Genomic DNA, 15,975 nt, shown 5'->3' with positions numbered 1-15,975 from the left:
GCTTTACGGGGTTTTGCGCCGCAAAAGCAAATAGGGCCTAATGCGGTGCAGGGTAAATGCGGCAGTTTAAAGGGACGTAAATCTTCAATGCACAAAAAAAGGCCCCACCGGAGTGGGGCCTTTCACAATCACAAGCTGCCTGGAGCTTAGAACTTGTATGCGACGCCGAGGCGAACTTCGTTGGTCTTGAAGTCCTGATTGATGTTCAGGCCACCGAAGTCGATGTCCTTGTCGCCGTAGTCGGTGTAGCGATATTCAAGGCGAACGATCAGGTTGTCGGTCGCGGCGTAATCCACGCCGGCACCTGCGGTCCAGCCGGTGAGCGTCTTGCTTTCGGAGAAGCTGCCGATATTGTCGATGCTGCCGCTGTTCTTGATGTTGCCGAAGGCCACACCGCCAGCAAGGTAAGGCATGAAGCGATCAACCGCATAGCCGACGCGGGCGCGAACGGCACCGGACCAGCGAAGCTTGGTTTCGAAATCGCCAACTGGGACGCCGCCGGCGAATACGTCGATATCCTTGGAGACGTCGTTATAGGTCACGTCGCCGTCGATACCGAGAACGACGTTGTTGCCGAGGTCGAAGTTATAACCGGCATAAACGCCGCCGAGGAAACCATCCGGCTTGACATTGCCATAGCTGAACGCATCGCCGTCGAAGTTCGACTTGCCCCAGCCGTAGCCGATCTGGCCACCAATATAGGCGCCGGTCCAGGTGAAGGACGGAGCAACTACAACAGGAGCTGGTTCCTGTTCGATGACGGCGTCGGCAGCCTTTGCGCCCGTAGCGGCCACAAGGGCGACAGTCGATGCAAGAAGAAGGGCCTTGAGCTTCATGATAAACCTCCTGAAGGAAAGTCTCAGAACCAATATTTATCCCCAATATAAGCGATTGCTGTCAAAAGTCTGTAGCAAACGGGACACAGCAAGGGGAATGTCGCCCCCGCAGTACACGTTCCCGTGATCCGCTTGTGATGAGTCTCGACCGGAGACAGGCGCAATATGGCGCAGGCAGGCGCAAGTTCTTCGGGATGTGATTATGCCGCCATTCAGGTTATAGAGGGCAGGAAAACTTGCGGGGAACATGGAAATGCATGGCATGACGGGCGTAAGGGAGCGGGTCGACTGGGTCGATATTGCAAAGGGCATCTGCATCATCTTCGTGGTCATGATGCATTCGACGCTCGGCGTGGAGAAGGCTGCCGGTGCGCAAGGCTGGATGCACTATGTGGTGGCCTTCGCCAAGCCCTTCCGCATGCCGGATTTCTTCATGATTTCAGGCCTGTTCCTCGGTCTCGTCATTGACCGGCCCTGGCGGCGCTATCTCGACCGCAAGGTGGTGCACTTCCTCTATTTCTACATTCTTTGGCTCACGATCCAGTTCGCATTCAAGGCACCCGGCATCGCCAGCGAAGCCGGAATTTCGGGTGTGGTGAATGCCTATCTGATGGCTTTCATCGAGCCGTTCGGCACGCTCTGGTTCATCTATATCCTGCCCGTTTTCTTCATTGCGACGCGGCTGTTGAAGCGCGTTCCGGCGGGGGTGACCTTTACGGTGCTGGCACTGCTGGAAATCCTGCCGATCCACACCGGCTGGGTCATGGTGGACGAGTTCTGCTCGCGGTTCGTCTATTTCTATGCGGGCTATGCCTTTGCTCCCGCCATCTTCCGGGTTGCAGACTGGCTGCGCCAGCGACCACTCATCGGCATTGCCGGACTGCTCGTCTGGGGGCTCGTCGAATATATGCTCATCTTCATGCCGGTGCCGGAAAGTCTCGCCGCGCTGATATCGCCGGCAGGTGATCTTCTGGACGGACGCGGCGCGGTCAGCGATCTGCCGGTCGTCTCACTCCTGCTGGGTCTGGTGGGGGCGCTGGCGATCATCTCCATCTCCTCGCTCTTGAGCCTTCTGCCAGCTGGCAGCTGGCTGCATCGGGGCCTGAGCTGGCTCGGCGCGCATTCGATCGTCGTCTATCTGGCTTTCTTCCTGCCGATGGCCATTGCCCGCACGGTGCTGCTGAAACTCGACGTGGGCGATATCGGTACCGTCTCGCTTCTGACCACGGCGAGCGGCGTCGTCGGTCCGGTCATTCTTTATGGCCTTATCCAGTGGAGCGGCTACGGTCGGTTTCTGTTCCGCCGTCCGGCCTGGGCCTATATCGATGAGGTTCCGCAAAAGAAAACGGCGGCTGCCGCCGCCGTTTGATGGTTGAAGAGCTTTTCACGCAAGCCTCAGCTATGCGCGAAAATATCGTCTTCCGGCCAGCCCATGAGATCGAGTTCCGAGCGTGTCGGCAGGAACTTGAAGCAGGCTTCGGCCTGCTTGGCACGGCCGTCGCGCTCTAGCCGCTGCTCAAGCACGGCTTTCAGGCGATGCAGGTAAAGCACGTCAGAAGCCGCATATTCGAGCTGTGCCGCCGACAGCGTCTCCGCCGCCCAGTCCGACGATTGCTGCTGCTTGGAAATCGAAACGTCGAGAAGCTCGTTGCAAAGCTCCTTCAGACCGTGACGGTCCGTATAGGTACGGGTCAGCTTCGATGCGATCTTTGTGCAGAACACGGGCTGCGGCATGGTGCCGAATGCGCGCGCCAGTACGGCTAGGTCGAAGCGACCGAAATGAAAGATCTTGGTGATCGAGCGATCTTTCAGAAGCTTGACCAGATTTGGCGCTTTCTTTTGTCCTGCTTCGATCTGGATCACATCCGCCGTGCCGTCGCCGGGCGAAATCTGCACCACGCAAAGCCGGTCGCGATGCGGGTTCAGGCCCAGCGTTTCGGTGTCGATGGCGACCGCATCGACCTGATAATGATCGAGGTTCGGCAGATCGTTCTTATGAAAACGGATTGTCATTTAACTGTCCTTATTTGGCGGCGATAGCCGCCATGATGCGTGCCCTACTTGGCGGCGATAGCCGCCATAATGCGGGCCCATGAGCGCTGTCCCTTATGGAAGGAGTTCAACTCGTATTTTTCGTTGGGCGAATGGATGCGGTCATCTTCGAGACCGAAGCCGACCAGCAGCGACTCCATGCCGAGGAACTTGTCGAAATCGCCGACAATCGGGATCGAGCCGCCCATGGCGATCAGCACGGCTGGCTTCGGCCATTCGTCGGAAAGCGCGTCCTTGGCCTTGGAAACGAGCGGTGAATCATAGGGCAGCTGGATGGCGGGCGAGCCGCCATGCGGATGGAACTCCACCGAACAGTCGGCGGGCACGCGTTCCTTGACGAAGGTGCGGAAGGATTCGCGAATCTTGACCGGGTCCTGGCTGTGGACGAGGCGGAACGAAACCTTGGCGGAAGCCTGTGCGGCGATGACTGTCTTGAAGCCTTCGCCGGTATAGCCGCCGGTAATGCCGTTGACTTCCGCCGTTGGCGCGCCCATGTCAGTTCCAGCACGCTGCGGCCTTTCTCACCGGACGGGATGGAAAGTCCAATCGGACCGAGGAAATTTTCCGCCGTGCGGCCGAGGCTTTCCCAGGACTTCAGGATCTGCGTCGGGGTTTCTTCTACGCCCTCGTAGAAGTCAGGCACCGTCACGCGCCCGGTTTCGTCGTGCAGGTCAGCCAGAATCCTGGTCAGGATATGGATCGGGTTTGCCGCAGCACCGCCGAAGAAGCCGGAATGCAGATCGCGGTCTGCTGCCTTGATGACGATTTCTTCGCCCACGAGGCCACGCAGGCCAACGCTGATCGCAGGCGTTTCCGCATCCCACATGGCCGTGTCGCAGACAAGCGCCACATCGGCTTTCAGTTCCTGCTTGTTGGCGTCGAGGAAAGGCTTGAGCGATGGAGAACCGGATTCTTCCTCGCCTTCAAACAGCAGCGTTACCTTGACTGGCAGATTGCCATTCACTGCCTTATAGGCCCGGCAGGCTTCCACAAAGGTCATGAGCTGGCCCTTGTCGTCGGATGTACCGCGTCCGGTCAGAATCTTGCGGCCGTTTCCCACATCCTTGATCGCAGGCTCGAACGGGTCGTTTTCCCAAAGATTGAGCGGGTCGACCGGCTGCACGTCATAATGGCCGTAGAACAGCACATGCGGGGCATCGGGTGTCGCGCCTTCATGATGGGCAACCACCATCGGATGGCCGGGCGTATCGCGCACGCTCGCATCGAAGCCGATCGTCTTCAAATCCTCGACCAGCCATTCGGCGGCCTTGCGGCAGTCGGCCTTGTAGGCCGGATCGGTGGAAATCGACTTGATCCGCAGGAGATCGAACAGGCGATCGAGACTCTTGTCGAGATTGTTGTCGAGATGGGCGAGGACTTTGTCGAGCGATGGCGCAGACGATTGCTGGGACATGAAGATTTCCTGACGAGTCGTAACGTAAACTGGCGGCACACTACAACCAGCGTCGTCAAGAAGAAACCCAATTTGAAGGAAAGCCGTTCTCCGAAAAATGAATTGGCCGTTACGGTGAGGGGGGTACCGTAACGGCCATATCACTACACTCAAAGCGGCAGCCCGGAGAGGGGAAATGAGGCTGCCGCTAACATCCGGCATCCAACGGGGGACGGGTCAGAAAACCGGCGACCGACGAACTGTCGATGACCTGGATTTGGCCTTTCAACTGTGGCTATTCAAGGGCGTGGAAGATTACAAATCTGTAACAAACCCGTTATCGCGACGTGATCGGTTTCTTTCACGTGGACGGTTGTTTCTCCTGACAAGGGAGCGGTTTCCTTTGGCGCCGCTTTCCTCTAATTCTACCGTATGAAAAAAGGCGATCATCTCTTTCTCGTTGACGGCTCGGGTTACATTTTCCGCGCCTATCATGCCCTGCCACCGCTGACCCGCAAGACGGACGGTCTGCCGGTCGGCGCCGTCTCGGGCTTCTGCAACATGTTGTGGAAGCTCCTGAAGGATGCGCGCAACACGGATGTGGGCGTGGTGCCGACCCATTTCGCGGTTATCTTCGACTATTCGTCGAAGACCTTCCGCAACGAGCTTTATCCCGATTACAAGGCCAACCGTACCGCGCCGCCGGAAGACCTGATCCCGCAGTTCGGTCTCATCCGTCAGGCGACGCGCGCCTTCAACCTGCCCTGCATCGAGAAGGAGGGTTTCGAGGCCGACGACCTGATCGCGACCTACGCCCGCATTGCGGCGGAAGCGGGCGGCGATGTCACCATCGTCTCGTCCGACAAGGACCTCATGCAGCTCGTGACGCCAAGCGTGTCGATGTATGACAGCATGAAGGACAAGCAGATTTCGATCCCGGAAGTGATCGAGAAATGGGGCGTTCCGCCGGAAAAGATGATCGACCTGCAATCGCTGACCGGCGACAGCACCGACAATGTGCCGGGCATTCCCGGCATCGGCCCAAAGACCGCGGCGCAGTTGCTGGAGGAATTCGGCGATCTCGACACGCTTCTGGCCCGCGCCTCGGAAATCAAGCAGAACAAGCGCCGCGAGAATATTCTGGCCTTTGCCGACCAGACCAAGATTGCGCGCGAACTGGTGACGCTCAAGAACGACGTGCCGCTGGATGTCGATCTGGACGGGCTTGTGCTGGAGCCGCAGAACGGGCCGAAACTGATCGGTTTCCTCAAGGCCATGGAATTCACCTCGCTTACGCGCCGTGTTGCCGAGGCGACTGATACGGATGCTTCCTCGGTGGAGCCGAGCCATGTGGAGACCGGCTGGGGCGCCGATGCGTCCACTGCCGACCTTCACGGGCCGGACATGGATATTCCGCTGAAGGCGGATGGCGAAGTGACGGTCGTGGCCGTGACGGCAACGGTGACCGTTTCCACAACAGAAGCCGGCTACACACCGACCGCGCTTGCTGACAGACGCGCGGAAGCGGCGCGTGCGCAAAAGGTCGATACCAGCGCCTATACCTGTATTCGCGATATCGCGACATTGAAGCTGTGGCTCGCCGAAGCAGTGGAAATCGGCCTCATGGCTTTCGACACGGAAACCACTTCCGTCGATCCGATGCAGGCGGAACTGGTCGGCTTTTCGCTGGCGCTTGCGCCGGGCAGAGCCGCTTACATTCCGCTTCAGCACAAATCCGGCGCGGGCGATCTTCTGGGCGGCGGCATGGTGGAGGGACAGATTCCGCTGGGCGAGGCGCTGGCCGCCTTGAAGACGGTGCTTGAAGACGCTTCGGTCCTCAAGATCGCGCAGAACATGAAATATGACTGGCTGATCATGCGGCGCTATGGGATCAACACCGTGTCGTTCGACGATACGATGCTGATTTCCTATGTGCTGGACGCAGGCACCGGCAGCCACGGCATGGACCCGCTGTCCGAACGCTGGCTCGGTCACACGCCGATTGCCTACAAGGACGTGGCGGGCAGCGGCAAGAGTTCGGTCACGTTCGATATGGTCGATATCGACCGGGCGACGGCCTATGCGGCGGAAGATGCCGATGTCACACTGCGCCTCTGGCAGGTGTTAAAACCCCGCCTCGCCGCAGAAGGGCTGATGTCGGTTTATGAACGTCTGGAGCGTCCGCTGGTCGATGTGCTGGCGCGCATGGAAGAGCGCGGCATCGCCGTCGACCGTCAGGTGCTTTCGCGTCTTTCCGGCGATCTGGCGCAGGCTGCTGCGGCCTATGAAGACGAGATCTACGAACTGGCAGGCGAGAGGTTTACCATCGGTTCGCCCAAGCAGCTTGGTGATATTCTGTTCGGCAAGATGGGCCTGCCCGGCGCATCCAAGACCAAGACCGGCCAATGGTCCACCTCCGCGCAGGTGCTGGAAGATCTTGCCGCCGAGGGCCACCCGCTGCCCCGCAAGATCGTGGACTGGCGACAGCTCACCAAGCTCAAATCCACCTATACCGATGCGTTGCCGGGGTTCATAAACCCTGCAACCAGACGCGTTCATACATGCTATGCGATGGCGTCCACCTCGACCGGTCGCCTGTCGTCATCCGATCCCAACCTGCAGAATATTCCGGTGCGCACGGCAGAGGGCCGCAAGATCAGGACGGCCTTCATCGCCGAACCCGGCAACAAGCTGATCTCTGCAGACTACAGCCAGATCGAGCTGCGTGTGCTGGCGCATGTCGCAGATATCGCGCAACTGAAGCAGGCCTTTGCAGACGGCATCGACATTCACGCCATGACCGCATCCGAGATGTTCGGTGTGCCGGTGGAGGGCATGCCTTCGGAAGTGCGCCGCCGCGCCAAGGCGATCAATTTCGGCATCATCTACGGCATTTCAGCCTTCGGTCTGGCGAACCAGTTGTCGATCCCGCGCGAGGAAGCCGGGCAATATATCCGCACCTATTTCGAGCGCTTCCCCGGCATCAAGGATTACATGGAAGCAACCAAAGCCTTTGCGCGCGAGCATGGCTATGTCGAAACCATTTTCGGCCGCCGTGCGCACTACCCGGATATCAGGGCCTCCAATCCGCAGATACGTGCCTTCAACGAGCGCGCCGCCATCAATGCGCCGATCCAGGGTTCTGCGGCCGACATCATTCGCCGTGCCATGATCCGCATGGAAGATGCCTTGGCGAAGGAAAAGCTTGCCGCCCGCATGCTTTTGCAGGTGCATGACGAACTGATCTTCGAAGTGCCGGAAAATGAAGTCGAAAAGACCGTTTCCGTGGTTCGGCACGTCATGGAAAATGCGGCGATGCCTGCCGTCTCGCTTGCAGTGCCGCTGCATGTCGATGCGCGTGCAGCGCATAACTGGGATGAGGCGCATTGAGGTTTGGCCGGTTGACCTGAGCGGCCCAACCCTATAGGGAAGCATTAATTCTGTTGCTTCGGTGGTCGTCAGGGGAGTCGTGGACATGTGGTTCGCGACCAATGGGTATACGGCTTGAGAAGCTTTTTTCGTGAAAGTGGTTCATGTCTTTGCCCGAAACCATCGCTCCGGCTCTGTCCGGAGCATTAGCCGCTCGCGGTTATAATACGCTCACCGCCGTTCAAAATGCCGTTCTGGCATCCGAAACGCTCGATGCCGATCTTCTCGTTTCGGCACAGACCGGATCGGGCAAGACGGTCGCATTCGGCCTTGCAATGGCCAATACCATCCTCGAAGACGAGCTGCATTTCGGCGATGCCGGTGCACCGCTTGCCATGATCATCGCGCCGACGCGCGAACTGGCGCTTCAGGTTCGCCGTGAGCTGGAATGGCTCTATGCCGATACCGGCGCGCGCATCGCATCCTGCGTCGGCGGCATGGATATCCGCACCGAACGCCGTGCGCTTGAACGTGGCGCCCACATCGTTGTCGGCACGCCGGGACGCCTGCGCGACCATATCACCCGCGATGCCCTCGACATGTCGGAACTGCGCGCGGTTGTTCTCGATGAAGCCGACGAAATGCTCGACATGGGCTTTCGCGAGGACCTCGAATTCATCCTCGGCGAAGCGCCGGAAGATCGTCGCACGCTGATGTTCTCGGCAACCGTGCCGAAGCCGATTGCCCAGCTTGCCAAGCGCTTCCAGAACGACGCGCTTCGTCTCACGGTCCAGAGCGAAACCAGCCAGCACGCCGACATCGACTATGTCGCCATGCCGGTGCCGCCGCATGAGCGCGACCACGCGATCATCAACACGCTGCTCTATTACGACAGCCAGAACTCGATCATTTTCTGCTCGACCCGCGAAGCGGTGAAGCACATGGCAAGCCGGCTTTCCAATCGTGGCTTTGCGGTTGTGGCGCTGTCGGGTGAATTGAGCCAGGCCGAACGCAACAATGCACTTCAGGCAATGCGCGATGGCCGCGCCCGCGTCTGTGTGGCAACCGACGTTGCCGCGCGCGGTATCGATCTGCCCAATCTCGACCTCGTCATCCACGCCGATCTGCCGAACAATCCTGAAACGATGCTGCACCGTTCGGGCCGCACCGGCCGCGCCGGTCGCAAGGGCACCTGCGTGCTGGTCGTGCCGTTCTCGCGCCGCCGCACGGCCGAGCGCCTTCTGCATATGGCGAAGCTCGATGCGCAGACGGTCCCCGCGCCAAGCATTGCTGCGGTTCAGGGCAAGACCAATGAGCGCATCCTGAATGCCGAAGTCTTCAACCAGCCGGTCGAAGAAGAATATCAGGATCTCCTGAAGGCGCTGACCGAGCGTTATACGCCCGAGCAGATTGCGAGTGCCTTCCTCAACCGCGAAGTGGCTTCCTACCCGGCAGCGGAAGAAGTTTCCGACGCGCCGGTGCATCCGGTTGGCGGCAAGAAGCCCCGGGATCGTTTTGAAAAAGGCGAGCGTTCTGACCGTGGCGACCGCTTCGAGCGTCGTGATCGTGGCGAACCGGGCGAACGTTTCGACCGCAATGCACAGTTTGACGGCGTGTGGTTCTCGGTGTCCGCAGGCCGCAAACATCGCGCCGATCCAAAATGGCTGCTGCCGCTGATCTGCAAGGCGGGCGATGTTTCCAAGCGCGATGTCGGATCGATCAAGATTTTCGACAATGAAACCCGCTTCGAAATTACAGCCTCCAAGGCTGACGAGTTCCGTCGTTCGGTCGAAGAACGCGGCACCGGCGAAAAGGGTCTCGTGATCCGCACCGCTGTTGCAGGTGCAGGCGGCGACGCTGCCCCGCGCGAAGGCAAGGGCGGTTTCAAGCCGCGCGGCGACAAGTTCAAGGAAGGCGGCTTCCGCGACGGCTACAAGAGCGACGGCTACAAAGGCGACCGCTCGAAGGGCGACAAGTGGGACAAGCCGCGCGATTTCTCCCGTGGAGACGACTTCAAGAAAGACGGCTTCAAGAAGAGCGGTAAAAAGCCCGAAGGCGGCGGTTACAGCAAGAAGCGTCGCGGCGAGTGATTTGACCGGATGGAGCGTTTCTCAATCAGAAACGCTCCAGTCGTTTTGGCTGGTATCAGGGGCGAGTCAACCGCCAGTCCACTGGAAGTCCGAGAAGAGCGGATTTATAGGCGGCTATTTCACATAATAGCCAGCACTCCTCTTTCCGATTAAAATAATACTTCCTTGATTTTTCCCGACGGCCGCACAGCCAATGGAGCGGTGCATGTATGGCCATTTTGCTGCGGGTTTCTGGAATTCCATGTGTTCATTCCGATGCACAATGGATGTGCGGCGCTTTAAGTGAAAGCACGGCTGATGCGCAAGATCGCACTCCTTGCTTTTGCCCTCAATCCCATTCTATGGGCGTCGTTCTATACCGTAGCCAAGCCGGGGATCATCGAAACCGATCCGCTCCTGTTCTCAACTCTCGAGCTGCTCTGGACTGTTCCGGTGGGAGTCCTCATCCTCGCCTGCCTGATCCACCATATCACGCTACGTGATTTGCTGCGGGGCGTGATCGCGGGCACGAGCCTTTATGCGGTAGTGTTGCTGAGCGCAGGCGCGCTCTATCTGACCACCGCGACGGAAACCGCAATGTTTCCGGCCCTGAACGGGCTTCTGGCGGTTGCGTTTGCATGGCTGTTCCTGGGGCGTGGGGCGGAGAGGAAGACGTGGATTGCCGGTATCGTTGCAGCAATTGGTGTCTTGTTCGTCCTGCCCGCCTTTGGAAACCGATTTGTCGGCAATCTTGTCGCTCTGCTGGGTGCCGTGGCCTATACCAGCTATATCTACGTTGCCGAACGTGTAACGCGGGATGATGACGCGGACGTATGGATCATTTTTGCATCCGAACTGCTGACCATGGCTGCTTATGGCAGCATTCTCGTGCTGGTGATAGGCAGCGGAAGGCTCCTGCTGAACCGGGAGCCGTCATTGTACTGGAGCGCCTGTTATGTCGGGATCGCGACCACGGTGATCCCCACGGCGATCTCGATCATGTTCCAGCGCTATGTGCCGCCGGTCACCACGGCCTTTCTCTATACCCTCGAGCCGATCTGGAGCGCAGTTTTCGCCGCCGGCATCCTCGGCGAGCACCTGTCCGCCCGCAGCTATGTGGGCGGACTGGCAATCCTGCTCGGCGCGGCGCTACACAGTTTACCGCTATCCTGCTTTCCATTCCTACGGGGAAGGAAAGACAGGCAATAGGAAGCAACGGTGCTCGATACACCGTTGCTTTCTTTATCAAACGTCCAGATTGGCGACGCTCAGCGCGTTTTCCTGGATGAACTCGCGGCGCGGCTCCACTTCGTCGCCCATCAGGCGCGAGAACAAGGAATCCGCGTCGGTCGCATCCGTCACCTTGACCTGCAGCAGCGAACGCACATTCGGGTCAAGCGTGGTTTCCCAAAGCTGTTCGGCGTTCATTTCGCCCAGGCCTTTGTAGCGCTGCAAGGTCAGGCCCTTGCGGCCCGTCGCGAAGATCGCATCGAGCAGGGCCATCGGACCGGAAAGCGTTTCCACCTTGTCCTTGCGGCGCAGCACCGGCGGTTCGGCAAAGACTTCCGAAAGGCGTGCAGCCACACGGTCGATCTGGCGGGCATCGGCAGAACCGAGCAGCGCCATGTCGAGAACGGCAATGTCCTTCACGCCGCGCACCATGCGCTCGAAGCGGTAGCCACCATCTTCCGTCACATAGGCCGTCCAGCCACGCTCGGTTTCTTCCGAGATCATGTCGAGACGCTTTGCAACAATATCGGCGGAAGCTTGCGCGGTCGCATTGTCTTTGGAGGCATCCGGATTGAGCAGTCCGGCAATGGCCGCCTGTTCCACGACACGGCGGTCATAGCGCGTGTGAAGGCCGCCCAGAAGCTGACGCATGGTGCGTGCATCTTCCACCACCGAACGCAGGTCCGGCCCGGCGCGAACTTCGCCGCTTGCCATTTCCAGCGTGGCTTCTTCAAGCCCTGTCTCGATGAGGAAATCTTCAAAGGCCGCTTCGTTCTTGATGTATTGCGAGGACTTGCCGCGCGACACCTTATAGAGCGGTGGCTGCGCGATATAGATATGGCCGCGCTCGATCAGTTCCGGCATCTGACGGAAGAAGAAAGTCAACAGCAATGTGCGGATATGCGCGCCGTCGACGTCAGCATCGGTCATGATGATGATCTTGTGATAGCGCAGCTTGTCCGGGTTGAAGCCGTGCGTTTCATCCTTGCCGATCGACGTGCCAAGCGCGGTAATCAGCGTGCCGACCTGATCGGAGGAGATCATGCGGTCGAAGCGAACGCGTTCCACGTTGAGAATCTTGCCGCGCAGCGGCAGGATGGCCTGGTTCTGGCGCGAACGGCCGCTCTTGGCGGAACCGCCTGCCGAGTCACCCTCGACGATGAAGATTTCAGACTTGGCCGGATCGCGTTCCTGACAGTCGGCAAGCTTGCCCGGAAGCGATGTGACGCTGAGATTGCTCTTGCGGGTGATGTCGCGGGCCTTGCGGGCGGCTTCACGGGCAGCGGCTGCCTGGATGACCTTCTCGACCACGGCCTTGCCGCCTGCCGGATGTTCTTCCAGCCATGTCGAAAGCGCTTCGTTGACGAGGCTTTCCACGACGGGGCGAACTTCCGAGGAAACCAGCTTGTCCTTGGTCTGCGACGAGAATTTCGGATCGGGAACCTTGACGGAAAGAACCGCGGTCAGGCCTTCGCGGCAATCATCGCCGGTAAGCGTGACCTTTTCCTTCTTGGTCATGCCCGAAGCATCGGCATAGCCCGTCACCTGACGGGTCAGCGCGCCACGGAAACCGGCCAGATGCGTGCCGCCATCGCGCTGCGGAATGTTGTTGGTGAAGCACAGCACCTTCTCATGGTAGGAATCGTTCCACCACATGGCGACTTCGACCGTCATGCCGTCTTTTTCGCTGCGGATATAGATCGGCTCTTCCAGAAGCGGTTTCTTGCTCTGGTCGATATACTTCACGAATTCGACAAGCCCGCCGTCATAGTGCAGCTCGTGTTCCACCAGATCGGCGTGGCGGCGGTCGGCAAGCTTGATGCGCACGCCGGAATTGAGGAAGGCGAGTTCACGGAGGCGACGCTCCAGCGTATCGAAATCGAATTCGACCATCGAGAAGGTTTCCGGCGAAGGCAGGAAACTGACCTCCGTGCCGGTTTCACCGCCCGCATCACCCGTCACGACAAGCGGTGCATCGGCAACGCCATGCGTAAAGCTCATTTCGTGGATCTTGCCGGCGCGACGAATCTTCAGTTTCAGCCAGATCGACAGCGCGTTCACCACCGACACGCCGACGCCGTGCAGACCACCGGAAACCTTGTAGGAATTCTGGTCGAACTTGCCGCCGGCGTGAAGCTGGGTCATGATGACCTCGGCTGCCGAAACGCCTTCTTCCTTATGGATATCGGTCGGGATGCCGCGGCCGTTGTCGGTCACGGTGCAGGACCGTCCGGGTTGAGAGTGACGGTCACAAGCGTGGCATGTCCTGCCAGCGCTTCGTCGATCGCATTGTCCACGACCTCGTAGACCATATGATGCAGGCCGGAGCCGTCATCCGTGTCGCCGATATACATGCCGGGGCGCTTGCGAACGGCATCCAGACCTTTCAGAACACGAATGGAATCCGCGCCGTATTCGGCGGGGGCTTCGGAATTCATCTCGGGCATCTCGCTCATGAAAATCTTTCGAAAAACGCGCTGCGAATGCAGCTTCAAAGATATGTCGAATCACGCGACAAACATGGCTTTAATATAGGTGCTAACGGCCATTTTTCCAAATTCTGGCGGTAAATTTGCCGGGGATTCCGGCAGTCTGTCCATATGAGGGCGATCCGGCTGCCGTCCGGCTTCTGGAACCGCCACAATTGACGCTTATATCTGGTCTGACGGGGGCGTTCTCGACCTGTTTAAAGCATGATCCGACCGGATTGTGCCTAAAGTGAAGCTGGAGCGGCGATCTGATCCCGTCAGATCGAAACGCGCTCCATGACGAAAGGAACGCTTGATGGAAATTGCGAATGTGAGCGACCGATCGGGACCGTTCGTGCCGCCTGCACCGCGTCCGCGGGAAAAACCCGTGGGACGTTTCGAGATGATGCGGGTCGTCTACAAGAACCCGCTCGAGCTTTGGGGCGAGCCTTCCTATAACGAGCGCTGGATTTCCGTCAGCTGGTTCGGCATGAAGACCATCATTGCCAACGATCCGGGGCTGATCCGTCATGTGCTGGTCGACAATGCCGCCAATTATCCCATGTCCGCCATCCGCCAGCGCGTGCTGCGTCCGCTGCTGCGCGACGGTCTGCTGACAGCCGAGGGGCAGGTGTGGAAGCGGTCGCGAAAGGCCATGGCTCCGGTTTTCACGCCGCGCCATATCGGCGGTTTCGCCGAGACCATGCGTGACCGGTCGTTTCGTTTCGCCGAACGATACAAGACGCCCGGCACGATTACCGATGTCGCCCATGACATGACGCTCCTGACCTACGACATTCTCGCCGAAACCCTGTTTTCGGGCGAGATCGCGGGCGATCCCAATGATTTCGCCCATCAGATCGACAGGCTGTTTGAGACCATGGGCCGGGTCGATCCGTTCGACCTTCTGGGGCTGCCCGACTGGCTGCCGCGCTTCACGCGCCTGCGCGGACAGCAATCGCTGGGCTTTTTCCGCGAACTGGTTTCAAACACCATCGCGCTGCGCAAAGCCCGCATGGACAGGGGCGAGGACGTGCCGAGCGACTTCCTTACCCTGCTTTTGCGCGCCGAAAGGCCAGATGGCTTGAGCCGCTCCGAGATCGAGGACAACATCATCACCTTCATTGGCGCTGGCCATGAGACCACCGCCCGCGCACTGGGCTGGACGCTCTATCTGCTCGCCAAGGCGCCACGCGAGCGCGAACGCATCGAGACGGAAATCGACGGCTTTTTTGCACGGGGCGGGCGCGATCTGCCGCCGCAGGACTGGCTGGCGTCGCTGCCTTTCACGCGCGCGGCCTTCGAGGAGGCGATGCGGCTTTATCCACCCGCTCCCTCGATCAATCGCGAGGCCGCGACCGACGATACATATGACGATCTGAAAATCCCGAAGGGCGCCACCGTGCTGGTCATGCCATGGGTCATTCACCGCCACAGGCTCTACTGGGATCAGCCGGATGCCTTCATGCCGGAACGCTTCTGGCCCGAAAACCGCGAGAGGCTAGACCGCTTTCAATATCTGCCGTTCGGGGCGGGCCCGCGCGTCTGCATCGGCGCGAGCTTTGCCTTGCAGGAAGCCGTGATTGCACTTGCCGTCCTGCTCGACGGCCGTCGTTTCGACGTGCTCGAAACGACAAGGCCTTGGCCAGTGCAAAAGCTCACCACCCAGCCGCAAGGCTGCCTGCCGATGAAGGTTTTGAAGCGCTGATCAGCGCTTCAGACGCTCCGCGTGCCAGTGGAGGTGATCGCCCATGAAGGTGGAGATGAAGAAATAGGAATGGTCATAGCCTTCACGCATGTTGAGCGTGAGGGGAATGTCGGCTTTCCTGCAGGCTTCTTCCAGAAGCCATGGACGCAAGCCTTCATCGAGAAAGCCGTCGGCTGTACCCTGGTCGACCAGAAATTCCGGGAAGCGGTAACCATCCTCGATAAGCAGCGTGGCATCATAGCTACGCCAGGCCCGCTCTTCGGAGCCGAGATATTTTTCCAGCGCCGGTCTGGACCAGCCCGCCGTCGTAGGCTGAACGATGGGCGCGAAGGCCGAGGCCGACTTGAAGCGGTCCGGGTTTTTAAGTGCGATGGTCAGCGCGCCATGGCCGCCCATGGAATGACCGGTGATCGCCTGCCTCGCCATGTCGAGCGGAAATTCGCGCGCCACCAGATCGGTCAGTTCTTCCGTGATGTAGCTGTACATCTGGTAGTTTTTGGCAAAAGGCTCCTGCGTCGCATCGACGTAGAATCCAGCTCCCTTGCCGAATTGCCAGTTGTCCGGTTCATCGGGAATGTCGTCTCCGCGCGGGCTCGTATCAGGGCAAATGACGGCAATTCCCAATTCTGCGGCCATTTGCCGATATTCGCCCTTGTCCATCACATTCTGATGCGTGCAGGTGAGACCAGACAGATACCATAGGACCGGCACCGGTCCATCCTTGGCCTGCGGCGGCAAAAAAACGGCAAAGGTCATGTCGCACTGGTTTGTCGCGCTCTTGTGGCGATAAACGCCCTGCGTTCCACCAAAGCTCTTTGCGGTTGAAATGGTTTCCATGGAAAATTCCTGG

Annotated in this window: 8 protein-coding genes and 2 pseudogenes; 5 read left to right on the top strand and 5 right to left on the bottom strand. The window is 59.3% G+C overall.

All coding sequences use genetic code 11. From position 1 onward, the window contains the following. Window positions 1-146: 146 nt before the first annotated feature. Window positions 147-836, bottom strand: coding sequence for an outer membrane protein (locus ACS5UA_RS05410; RefSeq protein WP_021586405.1), 690 nt, complete (start codon window positions 834-836; stop codon window positions 147-149). A gap of 247 nt (window positions 837-1,083) precedes the next feature. Between ACS5UA_RS05410 and ACS5UA_RS05405 the strand changes: the two genes are divergently transcribed. Beyond that, entirely contained in the window at window positions 1,084-2,205 is a 1,122-nt protein-coding gene (locus ACS5UA_RS05405; RefSeq protein ID WP_262074616.1) for an acyltransferase family protein, read from the top strand. Window positions 2,206-2,231: 26 nt separating this feature from the next. Here ACS5UA_RS05405 and ACS5UA_RS05400 read toward each other — a convergent pair whose 3' ends face one another. Both ACS5UA_RS05400 and ACS5UA_RS05395 read right to left on the bottom strand, forming a co-directional pair. Next, window positions 2,232-2,849 carry a ribonuclease D gene (locus ACS5UA_RS05400; protein WP_262074618.1) on the bottom strand — a complete coding sequence of 206 codons (618 nt, stop codon included), beginning with the start codon at window positions 2,847-2,849 and terminating at the stop codon, window positions 2,232-2,234. A gap of 44 nt (window positions 2,850-2,893) precedes the next feature. Beyond that, window positions 2,894-4,302 (bottom strand): annotated as a pseudogene (locus ACS5UA_RS05395) (dipeptidase). Between the two features lie 411 nt (window positions 4,303-4,713). Here ACS5UA_RS05395 and polA point away from each other — a divergent pair. The 3 genes from polA (at window position 4,714) to ACS5UA_RS05380 (ending at window position 10,928) form a co-directional block, all read left to right on the top strand. After that, window positions 4,714-7,671, top strand: a complete 2,958-nt coding sequence (gene polA, locus ACS5UA_RS05390; protein WP_262074621.1) for a DNA polymerase I — start codon at window positions 4,714-4,716, stop codon at window positions 7,669-7,671. 143 nt (window positions 7,672-7,814) lie between these two features. Beyond that, window positions 7,815-9,740: a DEAD/DEAH box helicase gene (locus ACS5UA_RS05385; protein ID WP_262074623.1), complete on the top strand. Its 1,926-nt coding sequence runs from the start codon at window positions 7,815-7,817 to the stop codon at window positions 9,738-9,740. A 282-nt stretch (window positions 9,741-10,022) separates the two neighbouring features. Further along, window positions 10,023-10,928 carry a DMT family transporter gene (locus tag ACS5UA_RS05380; RefSeq protein ID WP_151567097.1) on the top strand — a complete coding sequence of 302 codons (906 nt, stop codon included), beginning with the start codon at window positions 10,023-10,025 and terminating at the stop codon, window positions 10,926-10,928. A gap of 36 nt (window positions 10,929-10,964) precedes the next feature. Here ACS5UA_RS05380 and gyrB read toward each other — a convergent pair. Beyond that, window positions 10,965-13,405 (bottom strand): annotated as a pseudogene (gyrB, locus tag ACS5UA_RS05375) (DNA topoisomerase (ATP-hydrolyzing) subunit B). Window positions 13,406-13,733: 328 nt separating this feature from the next. Between gyrB and ACS5UA_RS05370 the strand changes: the two are divergent. Continuing rightward, a complete protein-coding gene (locus ACS5UA_RS05370; RefSeq protein WP_443101215.1) occupies window positions 13,734-15,125 on the top strand; it encodes a cytochrome P450 in 1,392 nt (463 codons plus the stop codon). On the opposite strand, the gene fghA is transcribed toward ACS5UA_RS05370, so the two are convergent. Continuing rightward, window positions 15,126-15,962, bottom strand: a complete 837-nt coding sequence (fghA, locus tag ACS5UA_RS05365; protein WP_262074630.1) for an S-formylglutathione hydrolase — start codon at window positions 15,960-15,962, stop codon at window positions 15,126-15,128. Window positions 15,963-15,975: the final 13 nt, after the last annotated feature.

It is taken from the genome of Brucella sp. RRSP16, from assembly GCF_052246815.1.
Lineage (GTDB): Bacteria > Pseudomonadota > Alphaproteobacteria > Rhizobiales > Rhizobiaceae > Brucella > Brucella intermedia.
Note: the sequence above shows the minus strand (reverse complement) of the source record. Positions and strands in the feature narration are given on the sequence as shown.